Genomic DNA, 20,037 nt, shown 5'->3' with positions numbered 1-20,037 from the left:
GCACAGGAGCGGATTTCCGTCCGGCACCCGGCGGGCGGCCACCGGGAAATCCGTCCGAGCGGCGGGATCCGGACGCAAGCAGGCACTTTTGCGCCCACAGCCGACCATTCAAGATCATTTAAAGGTGACCGCCGGGCGTGTTGTCAGTGGCAGGTGCGAGGATGCCTCCAGCACGGATCTGCGAGGTCGGAGTCTCGCGGTGCGTGACGACCTGTACGGACGACGTGTCCGTGCCGGGTGGGGGGAATCACAGGGCGTTTCCCCTGCCGGGCACCCCCGCGCAGAAGGGACCGCTGACGGCGATGCAGATCCGGCTGACCGTCCTCGCGCCGCGCAGCGGCCAGACCCCGGCGCGCACCTGCGACGTGCTCGTCACCGCTCCCGCCGGGACGGCGCTGGCCGCCGTCGCCTCCCAGCTGGCCTCCGCCGTGGCGGGGCCCGAGAGCTCCCAGGGCGGCGGAGCGATCGTGTTCTTCGCCGGACGGGAGCGGCTCGACGGCCACCGCGTCGCGCTGGGCGAACCGCCCCTGGTGGACGGAGCGGTCCTCTCGCTCCAGGTCCCCGGTGACGACGAGGCGACCGACGACCCCGTTCCGGCCCAGCTCCATGTGGTGGCGGGCCCTGACGCGGGCGGCGTCCACCTGCTGCACGGCGGGCAGATCCGGATCGGCCGCTCCGCGGACGCGGACGTCCCCCTCGACGACCCGGACGTCTCCCGGCTGCACTGCGCGGTGACGGTCTCCGACGACGGCCGGGTCTCGGTCGCCGACCTCGGTTCGACGAACGGCACCTCGCTGGACGGCGTCGAGGTGCGTGAGCGGCCGGTCCGCCTCGCCCCCGGCGCGCTGCTGCGGCTCGGCGAGTCCGCCCTCCGCCTCACGGCGGGCTCCCGTCCGGCGACGTTGCCGACCGCCCCGGACGGCGAGGGGCACCTGCGGGTGGCCCGCGCCGAGACGGGCTCTCCCACCCCGGGCCACGGCATCGGCGCGCCGCTCTCCGGGCACACCCCCGACCACGGCGGCCCGGGCCACGGCCACGGTTACGGCGCACCGGCCTCCCCTTTCCCCGGTCCCATCGGTTCCCCCGCTCCCGCCGGTTCACCGGCGCCCGAAGGGCCCCACGGCGGCTCCGGAGCCCAGGGCTCCTCCCTCGAAGCGGACTCCTGGCCCGAGCACGCCGAGGCCGAGCCGGGCGCGTACCCGGGGCAGGATGCCCCGGCCCGTGGCGAGGAGTTCGCCGACGCCCCGGCTCCCCGGCGCGGCATAGGAGCATGGGCGAGGCGGCTCAAGGGCGGCGCGAGGGTCGAGCAGGCGGCGGACCCGGAGACCGGGGCGGGCGTCCGGCGCGACCCGTACGGCGCCTCCCGCGCCCCCGACGGCCCGGGTGGCCCGACGACGTACGGATCATCGGCGCCCGGACCCGGCGCGTACGGCGCCGCGGCGGAACCCCACGACTTCCCGGGCGGCTCCCACGATCGGCCCGGCGGCCCGTCGGGGGCCGGGCACCTCGCCTCCCCTGTCTCCCCCGGCTCCCCCTTCTCCGCGCTGCCCACCGCCCCCGAGGGCACCTGGCCGGATCCGGCGGCCGTGCTGATGACCGCGCTCGGCCCCGGGCCCCGGCTCTGGGAGCGCCACCCGGAGCACCCGGAGGCGCTGGTGGTGCGGCTCGGCACGACCGACCGGGCCGACGTGCCCGCCGTGCCGGTGACCGTGGGGCTGCGGGAGGCCGGTTCGCTGGGGCTCGCCGGTCCGCGCGGCCGGCTGGCGGGTCTCGCCCGCGCGACGGTGGCGCAGCTCGCCGCGCTGCACTCCCCGTTCGACCTGGAGATCGTCCTCATCAGCACGGACCGCGCCCGCCCGCTGGAGGAGCGGCGGCGCGAGTGGTCCTGGCTGGGGTGGCTGCCGCATCTGCGGCCGACGCACGGGCAGGACTGCCGGCTGCTCCTCGCGTACGACCGTGAGCAGGCGGCCGCCCGTACGGCCGAGCTGGTGCGCCGCCTCGACGAGGGCCCTCTCGGTCCCGGCTGGCCGCATCTGGACCGGGCCTCGGTGGCCGAGGCAGCCCGCGCCCACACGGGTCCGCACACGGTGGTCCTCCTGGACGGCGACCCCGGCACGGCGGTGCTGCGCGAGACCACGGCACGGCTGGCCGGGGCGGGCGCGGCGGCCGGGATCCACCTGATCTGCCTGGCCGAGACCCCGGCCGCCTCCCCCACCTCCCCGGTGTCCGCGACGTACGAGGCCGCGTGCCGGGCGTCCATCGCCTTCCGGGAGTGCGGGGCGGTCGCGATGCTCAGCGGGGACGTCGCCACGGCGTTGCGCCTGTTGCGCACGGCGGGCGGGCAGGCCGCGGGGCACGGGACGGTGGCCGCGGTGGACGCGGTGTCGGCGGCCTGGGCCGAGCGGTTCGGGCGGGCGCTCGCGCCCCTGCGTGAGGAGGGCTCGGCCGCACTGGCCGGCCGTCCGACGACCGCGGCGCTGCCGCCGTCCGCCCGGCTGCTGGACGAGCTGGGCCTGGCCCGGGCGACGCCGGCCTCGCTGATGGCCCGCTGGGCGTCCACGGCGGAGGCCCAGCCCGGCGCCTCGACGCCCCGGGGCGCGGCGGCCCGGGCGCCCCGCCAGGAGCTGGACAGCCCCAACTCGGGGCGCACCCTCAGCACGGGCCCGCGCGTCGGCCCGCAACGCACCGCCGCCGCCTCCCCCCACCGCGACTCCGGCCGGGCGCCGTACCCGGCCGCGGGCGCCCCCGACCCTGACCGCACCCCGTACCCACCGCTGGACGCCCGCGACTCCGGCGGTACGCCGTATCCGCCGCTGGATCCACGGGACTCCGGGCGCACCCCGTATCCGCCGCTGGATTCACGGGACTCGGAGCGCACGTCCTATCTCGGCGGCCGACGCTCCGGGCCGGGGCAGGGCTCCGAGGAACGGGGCGACGGGGGCGCGCCCCGGCCCGCCGCCCTCACCGGCCGGCCGGTCCTCGTGCTCGGGGCGGGCCCCCGGGGGCCCCTCAGCGTCGATCTCGCCGACGAGGGGCCGCATCTGCTGATCGAGGGGCCCCCGGGCAGCGGCCGCACCGAGTTGCTCCGGGCGATCGCGGCCTCGCTGGCCTCCGCCGCCCGGCCCGACCGGCTCGGCATCCTGCTCGTCGACGGCTCCGGCGGCGAGCGGGGGGAGCGCTGCGAAGGGCTGCTCCCCTGTACGGAGCTGCCGCATGTGTTCACCCACCTCGTGGCATGCGACCCGGTCCGGATGCGGGAGTTCGCGCAGGCCCTGGGCGGCGAGCTGAAGCGGCGCGCCGAGTTGCTCGGCGACCTGGACTTCGCCGCCTGGCACGCGCGGCACGCCCGGCAGGAGGGCCTGCCGCGCATCGTGGGCCAGCGTCCGGCGAGCGGCGCCGAGCGGCGGGGCGATCTGGACTCCCCGGCCAGCGGCACCCTGCGGTTGCGCCCCGCCGCCCGGTCCGGGGATCCCGGCCCGTCGCCGCTGCCCCGTCTCGTCGTCCTCGCCGACGACTTCGACGCGCTGGTCGCCCCGTCGCTCGGCAGTCCCGGCAGGCCGGCCGCCGGTTCGGTGGTGCGGGCGCTGGAGGCCGTGGCCCGGGACGGCGGGCGGCTCGGGGTGCACCTGGTCGCCACCTCCGCGCGCCCGGACCGCACCGAGGACACCGAGCTGGCCCGGGGCGCCCGGCTGCGCATCGTGCTGGACGCCCCGGTGCTGCCGCCTTCCCCGGACGAGCCGGCCCCGGCCGGGGCCGGCTGGGGCATCCGGACGGCCGGGTGACGCCGTTCCAGGGGGGCCGGGTCACCGGTCGCATCCCGCGTACGGCGACGCTGCGGCCCACCGTCGTCCCGCTGGAGTGGGAGCGGATGGGCGATCCGCCGACCCGGCGCCCGGTCCGGGAGCTGGGCAACGGGCCGACCGACCTGGCCCTGCTCGCCAGCGCGTTGGAGCGCGCGGCCCGTTCGGTGAACGCGGAGCGGCTGCCGGCGCTGGTGCCGTTCCCGGCCTGACGCGACCACCGACGCGGCCGTCCTCGCAGCCCACCCCGCCCCCGTACCCTCGACGGCCGCCGTTTCGACGCGCTCCTTCCCCTGCCCCGGCAGGCTTCCGACATGCCCTGACATGACGTCACGAGGCGATCACGATCGGCCTGTTGGGGCCCGGGGTGGTATTGCGGGGCCCGGTCGCCCGGCGTAGGACTGTGCGCACGGACGACGTGGTCCGGGCATGCGGACATGGCCGGACCCGTACAGAAGAGACGGGGCAGGAATGCGCACAACCTTCTCGATACGCAGGGCCGCGGTCGTGTTCGCGGCGGCGGGCGCTCTGGCGCTCACCGGCTGCGGAGGCGACGGTGACGGCAAGAAGAAGACGGACGACGGCTCCGGCAAGGGCACGGACAGCGCGTCCACGGTGAACCTGCCGAAGCTGGACGGGGAGGACATCTCCGTCGCCGCGGTCTGGACCGGACCGGAGCAGGAGAACTTCACCAAGGTGCTGGACGAGTTCGAGAAGCGTACGGGCGCGAGCGTGACCTTCGTCCCGGCGCAGGACCCGATCATCAACTTCCTGGGCACCAAGATCGCGGGCAAGCAGCCGCCGGACGTGGCGATGATCCCGCAGGTCGGCGCGATCCAGCAGGCGGCCGCGAAGAAGTGGGCCAAACCGGTCGGCCCCGAGGCGCGGGCCCAGCTCGGCCAGAACTACGCGAAGGTCTGGCAGGACCTCGGCGCGGTGGACGGCACCCAGTACGGCGTGTACTTCAAGGCCGCCAACAAGTCCCTGATCTGGTACAACGCCGCCGCGTTCGACAACGCGGGGGCGAGCGAGCCGAAGACCTGGAAGGACTTCCTGACGACCGCGGAGACCATTTCCGCCTCGGGCGTCACGCCGGTCTCGGTGGGCGGCGCGGACGGCTGGACCCTGACGGACTGGTTCGAGAACGTCTACCTCTCCCAGGCGGGGCCGGAGAAGTACGACCAGTTGGCGAAGCACGAGATCCCGTGGACCGACCCGTCCGTCAAGGACGCGCTGACCACGCTGGCCGCGCTGTTCGGGAAGCCGGAGCTGATCGCGGGCGGCGCGGACGGGGCGCTCCAGACGGAGTTCCCGGCCTCGGTGACCCAGACGTTCACCGGGGGCGACCAGCCCAAGGGCGCGATGGTCTTCGAGGGCGACTTCGTCTCCATCAACATCGCGCAGACCGAGGCGAAGATCGGCACGGACGCCAAGGTCTTCCCGTTCCCGGCGGTCGGCGCGGACTCCCCCGTGGTGACCGGCGGCGACGCGGCGGTGGCGCTGAAGGACACCAAGGGCGCCCAGGCGCTGCTGACCTGGCTGGCGTCCTCCGACGCGGCGAAGATCTGGGCCGAGGCGGGCGGGTTCATCTCCCCGAACAAGAGCCTGGACCTGAAGGCGTACCCGAACGACGTGCAGCGCACGATGGCCCAGGCGCTGATCGACGCCGGTGACGACGTCCGGTTCGACATGTCCGACCAGGCCCCGCAGTCGTTCGGCGGGACGCCCGGGAAGGGCGAGTGGAAGATCCTCCAGGACTTCCTGAAGAACCCGAAGGACATCGCGGGGACCCAGAAACAGCTGGAGTCCGAAGCGGCCAAGGCGTACAAGAGCTGATGCCGTGACCACAACGACCGCGGGGCGCCGGGTCGGCGCCCCCGCCGACGACACGCATCCCCGTCCGTCCCCGCCCCCGGATCCGAAGAGGTCCCGCCGGAGCGTGACCGGCACCCGCAGGGTCATCGCGGCGGCGTTCCTGCTGCCCGCGCTGGTGCTGCTCGGCGCCCTGGTGCTCTATCCGATCGGATATTCGGTCTACCGGTCGTTCTTCGACCAGGCCGGTACGGGCTTCGCCGGGATCGACAACTACAAGGCGCTGTTCACCGACGCCACCATCGTCACGGCGGTGAAGAACAACGCGATCTGGGTGGTCTTCGCCCCGACGGTCGCCACCGCGCTCGGGCTGATCTTCGCGGTGCTGACCGAGCGGATCCGCTGGGGCACCGCGTTCAAGCTGATCGTCTTCATGCCGATGGCGATCTCGATGCTGGCGGCGGGCATCATCTTCCGGCTGGTGTACGACCAGGCTCCCGAGCGGGGTGTGGCCAACGCGGTGGCGGTGGGCGTGCACGACACGTTCAACCAGTCCTCCGTCTTCCCGAAGGCGCGCCCGCTGCCCGTGCACCCGCTGGAGAAGGGCGACGGCGGGGCGTTTCTGTCCAAGGAACCGATCCGGGCGGGCCAGCCGCTGCGGGTGCCGCTGATCGGCGTGGCTCCGGCGAGGATGCCGGGCGACGCTCGGCCGGCGGAGGGCGCCCCTGCGGCCTCCGGGGACAAGATCTCCGGGACCGCCTGGCTGGACTTCACCCGGGGCGGCGGCGGGAAGCCGAATGTCGTCGACCCGAAGGAGCTGGGCCTGAAGGGCCTGAAGGTCGAGGCGGTGAAGGACGGAAAGGTCGTCGCCACCGCCACGGCCGGAGCGGACGGCGTGTTCACCCTGCCCGCCTCGGCGGACGGGGCCCAACTGCGCCTGCCAGCCGACAACTTCCGCGAGCCGTACAACGGCGTCGACTGGCTCGGACCGTCCCTCGTGACGCCCGGGATCATCGGCAGCTACGTATGGATGTGGGCCGGGTTCGCGATGGTGCTGATCGCGGCGGGCCTGGCCGGTCTGCCGCGTGAGCTCCTGGAGGCGGCCCGCGTGGACGGCGCCAACGAGTGGCAGGTGTTCCGCCGGATCACGGTGCCGATGCTGGCGCCGGTGCTGGCGGTGGTCCTGGTGACGCTGATGATCAACGTGCTGAAGGTCTTCGACCTGGTGTTCATCATCGCGCCGGGCTCCGCGCAGGACGACGCGAACGTGCTGGCGCTCCAGCTGTACAGGTCCTCGTTCGGCACGGACGCGGACCTGGGGATCGGGAGCGCGATCGCGGTGCTCCTGCTGCTGCTGGTGATCCCGGTGATGCTCTTCAATGTCCGCCGGATCCGGAAGGAGGGGCGCCGATGACAGGCGATGTTTGCCCCGTGCCGCCTCCCGGCCGGGGTCCGGGGGTCGCCCCCCGGGAGAACACAGCAATGTCCGCCGGATCCGGAAGGAGGGGCGCCGATGAGCGCGAACGACGCATCTCGCAGGGCGCAGCAGGCCAAGCAGTCCCTCGGCGCCCGGATCGCCGCCCGCGCCGGCGGCGGGGTGATGCGGGTCTTCCTGATCCTGGTCGCCCTGTTCTGGCTGATGCCCACGATCGGTCTGCTGCTGTCCTCGCTGCGCGGGCCGCAGGACATCGCGGCGACCGGCTGGTGGAAGGTCTTCACCGCCCCGTCGGAGATGACCTTCGACAACTACCAGCGTCTGCTGGACAATTCGACGATCACCGGCTCGCTCCTCAGCACCATCATGATCACCGTGCCCTCCACGGTGCTGGTGGTGGTGATCGGCTCGCTGGCCGGATACGCCTTCGCGTGGATGGAGTTCCCCGGCCGCGACTGGTGGTTCCTGCTGGTCGTCGGGTTGCTGGTGGTGCCGGTACAGGTCGCGTTGATCCCGGTCTCCGAGCTGTTCGGCACCATCGGGATCTTCGAGACGACGCTCGGGGTGGTGCTGTTCCACACGGCCTTCGGCCTGCCGTTCGCGATCTTCCTGCTGCGGAACTTCTTCGCGGAGATCCCCCGTGAGCTGCTGGAGGCCGCCCGGCTCGACGGGGCGGGCGAGATCCGGCTGTTCACCCGGGTCGTGATGCCGCTGGGCGGTCCGGCGATCGCCTCGCTCGGGATCTTCCAGTTCCTGTGGGTGTGGAACGACATGCTGGTCGCGCTGATCTTCGCGGACTCCGAGTCGCCGCCGATCACCGTGGCGCTCCAGCAGCAGGTACGCCAGTTCGGCAACAACATCGACGTGCTGGCGCCCGGCGCGTTCGTGTCGATGGTGATCCCGCTGGCGGTGTTCTTCGCCTTCCAACGGCAGTTCGTGTCCGGTGTGATGGCGGGCGCCGTCAAGTAGCCCTGGCCACAGGGCCGTACGGCGCCGAAGGCGTACGGCTGTACGTCAACCCGAAGCGGCTCGGTTCCCCGGAACCGGGCCGCTTCGCCGTCTCCGTCCCCCGATTGCCGCGTCCGGCGTAACCCTGTCATTCCATCCGACGTTTGCGGTCTGCCTGGTTCCCGCGAACGATCGACCCATGGATGTGTAGTGCCCCGGTTCTCCGTCATCGTGCCCGCATTCCGGGTCCAGGCGTATCTGCACGCGTGTCTGGATTCGGTGCTGGCCCAGTCCTTCAAGGACTACGAGGTCATCGTGGTCGACGACTGCTCCCCCGACGCCTGTGGGCCGATCGCCGACGAGTACGCCCGCCGGGACCCCCGTGTCACCGCACTGCACCTCCCCCGCAACACCGGCCTGGGACCGGCCCGCAACGCCGGGATGGGCCGGGCGTCCGGTGACTATCTGGTCTTCCTCGACGGTGACGACACCCTGGTGCCGGACGCGCTCCAGACCATCGCCGACCGGATCGACGCGACCGGCGAGCCCGACGTCCTGATGTACGACTACGCCCGCACGTACTGGACGGGCCGCAGTGTGCGCAACGTCCTGGCCGCCCATCTCTACGAGGGCGGGCCCGACCGCTTCCGGCTGACCGACCGCCCCGAGTTGCTGCAGCTCCTCATGGTCGTCTGGAACAAGGCGTACCGCCGCGCGTTCATCGAGGCCGAGGGGTTCACCTTCCCGCCCGGCTATTACGAGGACACCCCCTGGACCTACCCGGTGCTGATGTCGGCCGGGTCGATCGCGGTGCTGGACGCGGTCTGCGTCTCCTACCGGCAGCGGCGGCGCGGCAACATCCTCTCCACCACCAGCGAGAAGCACTTCGATGTCTTCGACCAGTACGACCGGGTGTTCGCGTTCATCGACGCGCGCCCCGAACTCGGCCTGTGGCGGCCGGTGATGTTCCGCCGGATGCTGGACCACTTCTCGGCGCTGTTCGCCTCCCGGGACCGGCTGCCGCTCCACCGCCGCGCCGCGTTCTTCCGCCGGGCGGCCGCGTCCTGCCGCCGCTACCGCACCCCCGGCGCCCGGTGCCCCGTCGCGCGCTGCTGCGGCACGGCCTGTTGCGGCTCGGCGCGCGGCGCACCTATCAAGCGCTGGCGGGGGCCCAGCGCCTGGGCGGCCGGCTGCGCCGGGGGGTGGCGGCCGGACGCCGGGCGGTGCGGGGCGCGGCGCTGCGGGCGCACTACCGGATCCAGTCGCGGCTGCCGCTGCGCTCCCGGGACGCGGTGTTCGCCGTCCGGGGCGGCGGCGGGTACACGGGCAGCCCGGCGGCGATCGAGGCGAAGGTCCGCGAGCTGGTCCCGGGGGTGCGGACGGCCTGGATCTGCCGGCCCGTCGACGCCCACACCGTGCCGACCGGCACCCGGCACCTCGCGCCCGGCACCTTCGCCCACTGGACGGCGCTGGCCCGCTCCGCGTACCTGGTGAACGACTCCCTCTTCGACCGGGGGCTGGTCAAGCGCCGGGGCCAGGTCCTGCTCCAGACGCACGAGGGCACGCCGCTGCGGACCGTGGGCACCGATCTGCTGGACCGGCCCGCCGCCGCCCGGGGCACCGACTTCGAGCGGCTGCTGCGTTCCGTGGACACCTGGGACTTCTCCCTCTCGGCGAACCCGCACTCCACCCTCGTACGGGAGAGGGCCTATCCGTCCGCGTACACGACGCTGGAGTACGGCTCGCCGCGCAACGACGTGTACCACCGCACCGGTCCGGCCGACGTGGCGCGGCTGCGCGAGACGCTGGGGATCCCGGCGGGCAGCACGGCCCTGCTGTACGCCCCGACGCACCGCGACTACCGGCGGGTCCAGCGGGCCGCCCTGGACCTGGAGCGGCTGGTCCGGGTCCTGGGCCCGCAGTTCGTGGTCCTGGCCCGGGCGCCGCACCCCGCGGGCCCCGGCGGCCACCGGGCGCCGCATCCCCGGATCATCGATGTCCATGGGCACCGGTCCGTGGAGACCCTGGCGCTCGCGTCGGACGCGCTGATCACGGACTACGCGTCGCTGATGTTCGACTACGTCAACCTGGACCGTCCGGTGGTGCTGCACCTGCCCGACATCGAGGCGTGCGAGGCGGCGCGGGGCACGTACTTCGACATCACGGCGTTCCCGCCCGGCATCGTGGCCCGAGGCCAGGACGAGCTGTTCGACATCTTCGCCACGGACCACTGGCGGGGTTCCCGCTCGGCGCAGTTGCGGGCCGCGTTCCGGGCCCGGTTCTGTCCGTACGACGACGGGTACGCCGCCGAGCGGGTGGTGCGGCGGGTCTTCCTCGGGGAGACGGGCGGGCTGCCACGGCCGGTGCCGTACGCCGCGCGCCGGACGCGTGCGGCCCTTCCGGCGCAGGACGGGGCCGGGGCGAACCTCAAGGGCTGACCCGGCCCCGCCGCGCCCACAGCGTGCTCCGCACGTGCCCCGCGCGCGCGTTCAGCGTTCGAGGAACGCGAACAGCTCCTCCCAGCGGCGCAGGGTCTCCGGCTCGGAGAACCGCTGGACGCCGGACCGGGCCCGCGCCCCCATCGCGTCGCGCAGCCGTGGGTTGCCGGTGAGCCGCAGCAGCCGGTCGGCGAGGGCGGCGACGTCACCGGCGGGGGCCAGGAGCCCGTCCTCGCCGTCGCGGACGATCTCCCGCACCCCGGGCGCGCAGTCGAAGGCGGCGCAGGGCACCCCGCTCGCCATCGCCTCCAGCAGGGCCAGCGGGAAGCCCTCGCCCCGGGAGGACTGGACGAAGACGGAGGCCTCGGCGAGGGCCCGCTCCACGTCGTCGGTGCGGCCCATCCACTCCACGCAGTCGTCGAGGCCGAGGCTCGTGCACTGCGCCTTCAGCGCGGCCTCGTCCTCGCCGGCCCCGTAGACCCGCAGCCGCCAGTCGGGGCGGGCGGGGGCGACCAGGGCCCAGGTGTCCAGGAGCAGGTCGATGCCCTTCTGGTCGCTGAGCCGGCCGATGCTGGCGACGGTCCGCGCGGTGCGCGGGGACGGCACGGCGGGGAGGCGGGAGAGGGCGTTGGGCAGGAAGCCGACGTTGTTCATGCCGTCCCCGGCCCACTGGTCGGCGTCCTCCTCGGTGAGGACGAGCCAGTGGTCGAGGTCCTTGTAGTGGTTCTTGATCCAGCGGTAGCGGTGGCTCGCGCGGGAGTAGCCGTAGGACTCGTGGCTCATCCCGATGACCCGCACCCCGGTGGTGTCGGCCTCTTTGACCCATTCCATCGCCCAGACCTGGGTGACGATGACGACCGCGCCGGGGCGGGCGGTCGCGAAGATCTCCGAGAGCCGGGCCACCGCCTGCTTCTTGGCGGCGACCCGGGCCGCCTCCTTGCGCCGGGTGGGGAGGCGGAAGCGGTCGCGGATGCCGTGGGGCGTCCAGGGGGTCGGGGGGTGGGCGGGGTAGAGGGCGGTGACGGGGTGGTCGGGCTCGGCGGGCAGCGCCATCTTGAGGTCGGAGGCGTGGATGCCGATGGCGTGGACCCGGTGCCCCTGGCCGGCGAGGAGGCGGGCGGTCTGGTGCGTCCAGCCGGTGACACCGCCGAGTTCGTCGGTGCTGTTGGAGACGATGAAGACGTCGCGGCTCATCGGCCGGCCCCCCGGTCGTGGTCGAGGTCTATGGTGTGACGGGCGCCCCGGGAGGAGCCGGGGGCGAAGACGGCGGCGACGGTCCTGCGGGCGGCGTCGCCGCGGTCGTAGGTCCCGAACTGCCGTGTGAAGTCCCGCCGTCGGTCGGCGTACCGGGTGTCGGCCCTCTTCAGTTCCGCGAGGGTCGCGAACAGCTCCTCCTGCGTCTCGGTCACCGGCCCGGGGGCCTTCTCCCGCAGGTCGAAGTAGCTGCCGCGCTCGGCCGTGTACGCCTCCAGGTCGGGAGCGAACAGCACGACGGGCCGGTCGAGGAGAGCGAAGTCGAACATGATGGAGGAGTAGTCGGTGATCAACACGTCGGTGAGGGTCAGGAGTTCTCGGACGTCGTGGTGGCGCGAGACGTCGACGACGGTGCCGGGCGGGCAGAGCGGCAGCCGGGCGGACTCCAGGTAGTGGGCCCGTACGAGCAGGGTGTGGGTGTCGCCGAACCGCTCCGCGAACTCCCTTACGTCCAGCAGGAGTCGGGCCCTGCGCTGTTTCCCGGGGCCGCCACGGAACGTGGGGGCGTACAGCACGGTCTTCTTGTGGTCGTCCAGCCCGAGCGCTCCGGCCAGCGGCGGGCGCGGCAGCCGTCCCTCGGTCTCGGCCCGGTCGCGCTCCGCGACCAGGACGTCGTTGCGCGGGTAGCCGGTGCGCAGGAGCCGTTCCTCGGGCAGCCGGTAGGCGCGGGCGAGGGTGTTCACGTCGTGCTCGGAGCGGACGAGGAAGTGGTCGAAGCGGTCCACAGCCTGTTGGAGCCGTTCGCGCTGGGGGGCGTTCTGGAGCCGTACGCGGGTCTCGTCGAAGCCCATCCGCTTGTACGCGGAGCCGTGCCAGGTCTGGAGGTACGTGGTGTGCCGGGGCTTGCGCAGCTGCTGCGGGAAGCCCTGGTTGTCGACCCAGTACTCGGCGCGGGCCAGCGCCCACAGGTAGCGCCAGGACCAGCGGCGTACGAGGCGGGCGTCGTCCGGGAAGCCGGCCGGGGAGGGGTCGTAGGACCAGGTGGTACGGAGTTTCAGGCCCTGGCGGCGGATCTCCTCGTAGAGGGCGCGCGGGCTGTCGCCGTAGCAGGTGCCCATGTGGCTCTCGAGGACGACGGAGCCCCGGCGCACGGGGAGCCGGGTGAGCCAGGTGTTGTAGACGGGGACCTTGAAGCCCCGGGAGCGGTAGCGGTCCAGGCGTCCCCGCAGGGACCGGACGAGGAGCTTCGCCTTGCGGGCGGGCCGGAAGCGGGTGGCGTAGCGGACCAGGCGGTGGGTGGTGCGGGCCGGGCGGCGGCGGGCGGTCAGCCGGAGCGCGAAGTGGTCCTTCAGCGTGATGTAGGGCTCCCAGGTGTCCCCGGCGAGCGGTCCGAGCCGGGGCCTGGCGGGGAACCGGACGGCCCCTTCCACCTGGTCCTGCGGGGCGAACAGATCGCTGACGGAACGGGGCCCGTCGGGGCCCCCCGCGGTCACGGTCAGCCGCGCGTCCCACGCCGTGTCCCGGACGCCGACGGGGCGCAGGCGGCGCGCGACGTCGGCCCGCGCGCGCCAGCTGATCCCGTTGCCGTCGTGCCGGATCTCCTCGACCGGGAACGCGACGGCGCGCGCCCCGCCCCGGGCCCGGAACTCCAGGGTCGCGGTGAGAGGGGCGTCGGGGGCCGGGTCTCCGTGGCCGGGCAGCACGAGGCGGCCCTCCAGCAGCAGGCGGCCCCGGTCGGCGGTGGCGCGGGTGAGCCGGTTCATCAGCCGCGCGCCGCCGAACGTACGGTATTGGTGGCCGAGTTCGGTGACGTCGACGCCGGGCTCTTCCTGGCCGCCGCCCCAGGTCACCCGGCCGTCCGCGCCCGTCGTCAGCGGCGCGCACACGGTGGCGGGCCTGCTCAGCGCGTACGCCGCGGCGAGGACCCCTTCGGCGTCGCCCCGGGCCAGCAGGCGCACGGCGACCGCCTCCAGCGGCGGCAGGTCCGGCGGGCCGTCCCGGAAGGAGCCGGTCAGCGCACGGGCGGCGGCCGCGGCGACCCGGTCGCGGCGGGCGGCGGGCAGGTGGGGGAAGGACCGGGCGAGCGGCACCAGATGGTCGCGGGCGAACGCCTTCTCCCGTTCCTCGCGCAGCTCGGACAGGCCGCGCGCGAGGAGGGTGTTGGCGACGCGGCGGTGCGCCTCGACCAGGGCGGCGAGGTCGCGGGCCCGGTCGGGAACGGCCCGGCCGGTCACGATCAGCCGGCGGACGAGGGCGATCCGGCCGACCGCCGCGGCGGCGAGCGGGCCGAAGAGGATCTCGCCGTGCGTCAGGTCCTCCTCGTACCGCAGCCCGTGCCGCCTGGCGGCCTCGCGGCGCAGACAGAACCCGGTCACCAGGGCGTCCCTGACGACGAGTTCGGGGGCGTCGGTGAAACGGGCGAGGGTGCGGGAGGCTGCGTACAGCCCACCCTGCCAGGACGGCTCCCGTTCCTTGCCGCTCTCGTCCGCGACCCGGCTCCAGCGGCCGGCGATCAGGTCGGCGCGGCTTCTCTCGCCGGCCTGCCAGAGGTTGCGGCAGGCGTGGAGCTGGAGGCGTTCGCCGGCGGTGAGGACCAGGACGTACCGCCCGCGCGCCGCGTCCAGGCCCGCGTTGCGCAGGGCTCCGGTGGTGCGGACGGCCGGGTCGGCGTGGAGGAGGCGGACCCGCCCGGGGGCCCGGTCGGCCAGGGCCCGGGCGGCGGTCCGGACGGCCGGGGCGGCGGTGGAGGCGAGGACCACGACGGCCTCGGCCCCGCGCAGCGACTGGCCGAGCACGGACTCCACGGAGGCGCGCAGGGCGTCGGCGCCACCGGGGCCCTCGTTGTCCCCGCCGCCGGTGATCACACAGCTGAAGTCGCTCATGCCTGTTCCCCCTTGAGCATCCGGTCGACGACGCCGGCGGCGGCGGTCCCGTCGTCGAGGTCGCAGAACGCCTCCCGGAACCGCTCGTACGCCCCCCGGCGCCCGGCGGTCGCGGCTTCCGGGTCGCGCAGGGCGGCCACGATCCCGGCGGAGTCGGGGATCAGGGGGCCGGGGGTGCGCTGCTCGAAGTCGAAGCAGAAGCCGCGCAGGGTGTCGCGGTAGTGGGCCAGGTCGTGGGTGTGGAAGAGCATCGGGCGGCCGGTCTGCGCGAAGTCGAACATGATCGAGGAGTAGTCGGTGACCAGGACGTCGCTGATCAGCAGCAGTTCGGCGACGTCCGGGTGGCGGGAGACGTCCCGGACGAAGTCGGTGTCGGGAACGCTGCCGCCGACGAGGTAGTGGCGGCGGACCAGCAGGACATGGTCCTCGCCGAGAGTCTCCCGGGCCCGTTCCAGGTCGAGTCGGAGATCGAAGCCGTGGCGCCCGCCCTGCCGCGGGCGGTCCTCGCGCCAGGTGGGGGCGTACAGGATCACGCGACGCCCCTCGGGGAGCGCGAGCCGTTCGCGTACGGCCGCGGCGACCTTGGCCCGGTCGTCGGCGTACAGCAGGTCGTTGCGCGGGTAGCCGCACTCCAGGACCTCGCCCGAGTAGCCGAAGGCGCGGCGCATCACGGGGGTGGAGAAGGTGTTCGGGGAGACCAGCACGCTCCACTGGGCGGACCGGTGTTCCATGGACGCCATGTACGCGGCATCCGCGTGCGGGGTGCCCGCGAGGTCGCGGCCGATGCGTTTGAGCGGCGTGCCGTGCCAGGTCTGGACGACGCACTGGCCCTCGGCCCGCTCGAACCACTCGGGCAGGTGGGTGTTGGTGACGATCCACCGGCTGCGGGCGAGTGCCTCGTACCAGTCGGCGCTGTGCAGGGCGACGGGGCGGACGCCTTCGGGCACGGCCGCCTGCTGGTCGCGCACCACCCACAGGTGCTCGATGTCCCTTCCCCGGGCCGCGAGTTCGCGGTGGACGGCGCGGGGCGAGTCGGAGTACTGCCGGCCGTCGAAGCTGGAGTAGAGGACGGCGGGGCGCAGCTCGTCGGCCGTGGCGGCGCGCAGTCCGGCGTACCGCTCGCGCTGGATTCGCTGCGCGTACGGTCCCCGCTCACCGACGGAGAGGGCGGGGGCCGACTCCAGGACGAGCCGGTCGTGGTGGCGCCGCTGGAGGGTGAAGTCCCTGCCTCCGGCACTCTGTCGCATGGGCAGCGTGGGGTGCAGAGGGGTGCTAGCGCGGAGCGGCCGGTAGGCCTCCGGGTCCCGCTCCCCCGGCTCGCGCAGGAAGAGGTACCAGCGTCCCTCGGCGAGCGGCAGCGTTCCGCCGGGTCCCTCGACGGCGGCGGGTGCGATCACGGCCCGGAAGCCGTCGCCGTCCCCCCGCTCCAGGCCGAGGACCACCTCCTCCCGGTGGCCGCTGTGGCGCAGGACGAGTTCCCGGAGGGCGCCCGTGGGCTCGGGGAAGACCCCGTCGAGGACGAGGGCGCCCGACTCCTCCCGGGCGACGGAGGTGACGACGGGCTGGACGGGCCGGTCGGTGAGCACGAGGTCGCCCGAGGGGTTGGGGGCCGCGTACAGCTCACGGCCGTCGGGCAGTGCGTAGCGTCCGTCCGGGCCGTCGGTCCGGGCCGCGACGGTCAACGACCCGCCTTCGTCGACGAGTTGGACGCCCCAGATGTCGTCCTGCCCCCGGAAGGCGCCGAGCGGGATGTCCGCCGCCCGGGAGCCGAGCGAGCCGCGCAGGGCGAACTCCCGCGTCTCCTTGGTGCGCCACTCGGTGAGCCGGAGGGCGACCGGCCCGGCGTCGCCGAGGATCTTCACCTCCAGACGCACGGCGTCCTCGACCGCCGACTGCCCGGTCAGGACGGCCGCGACGCGTTCGGTGCGCAGCTCCAGCTTGTTGCCGGAGAGGACGGGGACGATACGGGTCCGCTCGTCGGTGTACGTCACGGCGGGCGGGGCCGGGGTGGAGACGAGCCGCATGGGGCCCCGGCGCGGCCGGCCGGCACCGACGACGACGGCCTCCAGCTTCCACGTCGTACGCCCGTCGCCCACTCTCCCGGCGAGTCTGCGCGGGTCGACGACGGCGGTGAAGCCGGCGCGGTCGTAGCGGTGGAGGGAGCGACCGGAGAGGGCGGTGGCCTCGTCGCCCGGGGCCGGGCGGGTCCGCAGGGGGATCAGCCGCTTCCCGGAGCGCAGCCAGCCGAGCCGGACGGGGCCGCCCGGGGCGTTCCGTACGTACGCGTGACCGGTCAGGTGCAGCAGCCCGTCCCGCCAGACCGCCTCGGTGAGGTGGGCGTGGACGGGCAGGTCGGCGGAGGTCAACGCGGTCGTGGCGGGCGGCAGGGGGGCGCGGACGGCGGGGTGGTGGGCGCGGGGGCGGAGTAGCCCGGTGACGTGGAAGGCGTCCCGGTCCTTCTTCTCGTCGGCGAGGAGGGCGAGGAGTTCGGGCAGCCGTCGTTCGCGGATGAGCTGCCACTTGACCCGCAGGTGCAGGGGCAGCGAGGCGAGGACTTCGGAGTCGACGGTGGCGGCGAACGCGCCCGCGTGCTCCAGGAAGGCTTCGTGGAACTCCGCGTCGCCGCCCCCGAGCGCCTCGATGAACAGCCACAGGTCCCCGGAGAGCGCGTGGGCGTCGTAGCGGCGCTTGGCCCCGGTCAGGTCGGGCCGGGCGGCGAGGAAGCGGCTGACGGTGGTGACGGCGGTGACCCGGTCGCGGATGCCCCGGGGCACGGCCCGCCGGGTGGTGATCGAGCCGTCGCGGTCGCGCCAGTGGTAGACGGGCTCCTCGACGACGTCGACCGAGCGGGCCAGGAAGTGGGCGGGCAGGACGACGGCGATGTCCTCGTACAGCACCCCGGTGGGGAAGGCGAAGGCGTGCTCGTCCCAGAAGGCGCGCCGGAAGACCTTGTTGCAGGCGATGCGGTCGCCCAGCAGGACCCAGTCCCGGGTGACGTGGGTGGCCCGCCGGGCCTTCTCCATCGGCTTGCGGAACATCGGGGACTGTTCCAGATCCCCGGTGGCCCGTAGCCGGAGCACGTTGCCGGTGGCGAAGTCGGAGCCGGAGCGGTCGAGTTCGGCGAGCATCCGGGCGTACGCGCCGGGCGGCACGACGTCGTCGCTGTCGACGAACGTCAGGAACTCCGCGCCGGGCCGGGCCTCGCGGATCCCGGCGTTGCGGGCCGCGCCGAGCCCGGCGTTCTCCTGCCGGATCAGCCGGAAGCGCGGGTCGCGGTCCGCGAACTCCTGCGCGAGGGCCGGGCCGTTGTCCGTGGAGCCGTCGTCGACGAGGACGACCTCCAGGTCCGGCATGGTCTGCTCGGCGAGCGAGGACAGGCAGGCACCGAGGTACTCCTCGACGTTGTAGAGGGGGACGACGACGGTGAGACGGGGTGCCATCGCGGCGCACGATCCTTCCGGGCGGACGACATCAGGGGGCAATGAGCGTCGGGGGCTTGGGGCTTCGGGGTTGGGCTTCGAGGGCTTGGGGCTTCGGGGGCTTGGGACTTCGGGGCGTGGGGCCGGTCGGGGCCATGGGGTACAACCCGCGCCGGAAGGACGGGTCACCCGAGGGGGCCCGTTCGGGTGACCCGGAGGGCGGAGTCACGCACCCCGGGGGCGTGCCGGGAGCACGTTCGAGCCCCGTACCGGAAGGGCACGGGGCTCGGTGCTCGGCGCTGCCGTGAAGGGCTCGCGTCAGGGCTTCACGGCGATCCGGCCCTCGTCCATCCGCAGCAGCAGAAGCCGCTCGCCGGTCTTGTCGAGGAATTCGTCGACCGCTTGCCGCGATCCCTGCCAGTAGCCGTAGTCGTCGATGAGGAGCACCCCGCCGGGGACCAACCGGGAGTAAAGATGCTCCAGTTCGTGCTTGGTGGAGGCGTACCAGTCGGTGTCCAGGCGCAGGATGGCGATCTGCTCGGGGGCCTGCGCGGGGACGGTGTCCTCGACCCGCCCCTGGACGTAGTGGACGCGCTCCTTCGGGTACGGAACGTTGTCGAAGCCCGCCTTGACGTCCTCCAGCGAGGCGACCGCCCAGATCGGCCGGTCCTTGCCCTGGGCGTCCAGCAGCTCCTGGGCGGACCGCCCGTCGCGCCGCAGATCCTCGGCGGTGGGCGGGGTCATGCCCTCGTACGTGTCGAAGAGGTACAGGTCGCGCTCGGTCTCGCCGACGGAGAGCAGGGTCCGGGCGCAGGCCTGCATGGAACCGCCGCGCCAGACGCCGCACTCGACGATGTCACCGGGGATGCCGTGCCGGGCGATGTGGCGGGTGGCGAGGATGAAGGCGTTGAGCCGCTCGGGCGAGGTCATCGAGTACGGCTTGACCGCGCGGATGATGTCCTTCGCCTCGTCGTCGTAGTCGGCCGGGAACCCGGGCGCGGGCTTCTTCGCCTTGGGCTCCGGAGCCGTTACGGGGGCGGGTGCGGCGGCCGGAGCCGGTGCGGGGCCGGTGCGGGCGGCGGGCACCGTGACGCGCCTGAGCTGGTATCCGGTGAGCTGCTGAAGGACGCCGTTGACGGCGTTGCGCCAAGCCATGCCCCGGGACAGTACGCGCGGTTTGCGCCGCATGTCATCTTTCGTCAACCTGCCATTGATCGGGGCGGGTCCTGTTCGAGTGAGGGCTTCTGCGCGGGCACGGTCCCGGGGCGTCCGCACGCCTCGCGGCCGTCCAGCGGCCGGGGCAGCGGGACGCCGTCCACGCCGCCGACCCGGTTCGCCCACCACACCGCCAGCTCCCGTACGGCGAACATGGTGAGGCGTGGGTAGCGGGCCGGCTTGCGGAAGACGCCCACGGAGTCGCCCCAGTAGGCGGCCTTCTTGTCGATGGCCCGGTAGTCGTGCCAGATGCCCTTCCGCGGCGGGAAGTCCGTGTAGGCCTCGCGCAGTTCGAGCCGGGAGTGGGCGGCGAGCGCACGGAACCCGTCGGGGTAGTAGCGCCAGCAGTCCTGCGCGTCGTGGACGTGGCCGCGCGAGGGGGCGGTGATGAACGCGTGTCCGCCCGGCTTCAGGATCCGGGCGATCTCCAGCATCGACGCCCAGAAGAACGGGATGTGCTCGAACGCCTGCCCGGACAGCACGACATCGGCGCTGTTGGAGCGGGCGGGGATGCGGTACGGCTTCTTCATCACCGCGTCGACGTTGGGGCCGTCCTGCACGTCGACCCCGAAGTAGTCGATGGGGTGGTCGGCGAGCAGCGCCCGGTGGGTACGGGTCTGCTTGCCGGAGACGCGCGACCCGAGGTCGACGACGCGGTAGACGCCGGTACGGGAAGCGGCGCCTCCGCGAGACCCTTCGACGGGCCCTCCGGCAGGCCCTTCGACGGGCCCTTCGACGGGCCCTTCGACGGGCAGATACTCCTTGATGCAGAGTTCCATCTGCTCGTAGGCGGACCGGTGCATGGACGTCTCCCAACGTGGAGGGGTGAGCGGGCTGTTGGGCACAACGACCGCGCGGCGCGGAGGAATCGGCACGGGTGGGCCGCCTTGAGCC

At 73.8% G+C, this 20,037-nt stretch carries 8 protein-coding genes and 2 pseudogenes; 5 read left to right on the top strand and 5 right to left on the bottom strand.

The genetic code is table 11. From position 1 onward, the window contains the following. The first annotated feature begins 302 nt into the window (after positions 1-302). The 5 genes and pseudogenes from AC3CH1_RS22920 to AC3CH1_RS22900 all read left to right on the top strand — a co-directional run bounded on the left by AC3CH1_RS22920 (position 303) and on the right by AC3CH1_RS22900 (position 10,433). Positions 303-4,012: pseudogene (locus AC3CH1_RS22920) on the top strand (FHA domain-containing protein). Between the two features lie 259 nt (positions 4,013-4,271). Then, positions 4,272-5,636 carry an ABC transporter substrate-binding protein gene (locus AC3CH1_RS22915; protein ID WP_488464649.1) on the top strand — a complete coding sequence of 455 codons (1,365 nt, stop codon included), beginning with the start codon at positions 4,272-4,274 and terminating at the stop codon, positions 5,634-5,636. Between the two features lie 103 nt (positions 5,637-5,739). After that, positions 5,740-7,026, top strand: coding sequence for a carbohydrate ABC transporter permease (locus AC3CH1_RS22910; protein WP_488466709.1), 1,287 nt, complete (start codon positions 5,740-5,742; stop codon positions 7,024-7,026). A 99-nt stretch (positions 7,027-7,125) separates the two neighbouring features. Continuing rightward, complete coding sequence (locus AC3CH1_RS22905) at positions 7,126-8,016, top strand: carbohydrate ABC transporter permease (RefSeq protein ID WP_488464648.1); 891 nt, start codon at positions 7,126-7,128, stop codon at positions 8,014-8,016. A 189-nt stretch (positions 8,017-8,205) separates the two neighbouring features. Beyond that, positions 8,206-10,433: pseudogene (locus AC3CH1_RS22900) on the top strand (bifunctional glycosyltransferase/CDP-glycerol:glycerophosphate glycerophosphotransferase). A gap of 51 nt (positions 10,434-10,484) precedes the next feature. Here the strand turns inward: AC3CH1_RS22900 and AC3CH1_RS22895 are convergent. The 5 genes from AC3CH1_RS22895 to AC3CH1_RS22875 form a co-directional block, all read right to left on the bottom strand. Then, positions 10,485-11,627: a glycosyltransferase gene (locus tag AC3CH1_RS22895; protein ID WP_488464647.1), complete on the bottom strand. Its 1,143-nt coding sequence runs from the start codon at positions 11,625-11,627 to the stop codon at positions 10,485-10,487. Continuing rightward, entirely contained in the window at positions 11,624-14,509 is a 2,886-nt protein-coding gene (locus AC3CH1_RS22890; RefSeq protein WP_488464646.1) for a bifunctional glycosyltransferase/CDP-glycerol:glycerophosphate glycerophosphotransferase, read from the bottom strand. Before AC3CH1_RS22890 ends, AC3CH1_RS22895 begins: the two co-directional genes overlap by 4 nt. After that, a complete protein-coding gene (locus tag AC3CH1_RS22885) occupies positions 14,506-17,949 on the bottom strand; it encodes a bifunctional glycosyltransferase/CDP-glycerol:glycerophosphate glycerophosphotransferase (protein ID WP_488464645.1) in 3,444 nt (1,147 codons plus the stop codon). The genes AC3CH1_RS22890 and AC3CH1_RS22885 overlap by 4 nt, the downstream gene beginning before the upstream one ends. A gap of 297 nt (positions 17,950-18,246) precedes the next feature. Beyond that, a complete protein-coding gene (locus AC3CH1_RS22880; RefSeq protein WP_488464644.1) occupies positions 18,247-19,116 on the bottom strand; it encodes a TylF/MycF/NovP-related O-methyltransferase in 870 nt (289 codons plus the stop codon). 11 nt (positions 19,117-19,127) lie between these two features. Beyond that, a complete protein-coding gene (locus AC3CH1_RS22875) occupies positions 19,128-19,946 on the bottom strand; it encodes a methyltransferase domain-containing protein (RefSeq protein WP_488464643.1) in 819 nt (272 codons plus the stop codon). Positions 19,947-20,037 lie beyond the last annotated feature (91 nt).

It is taken from the genome of Streptomyces sp. MGP-P1 (assembly GCF_057766565.1).
This window is presented reverse-complemented; position numbering and strand designations above follow the sequence as displayed.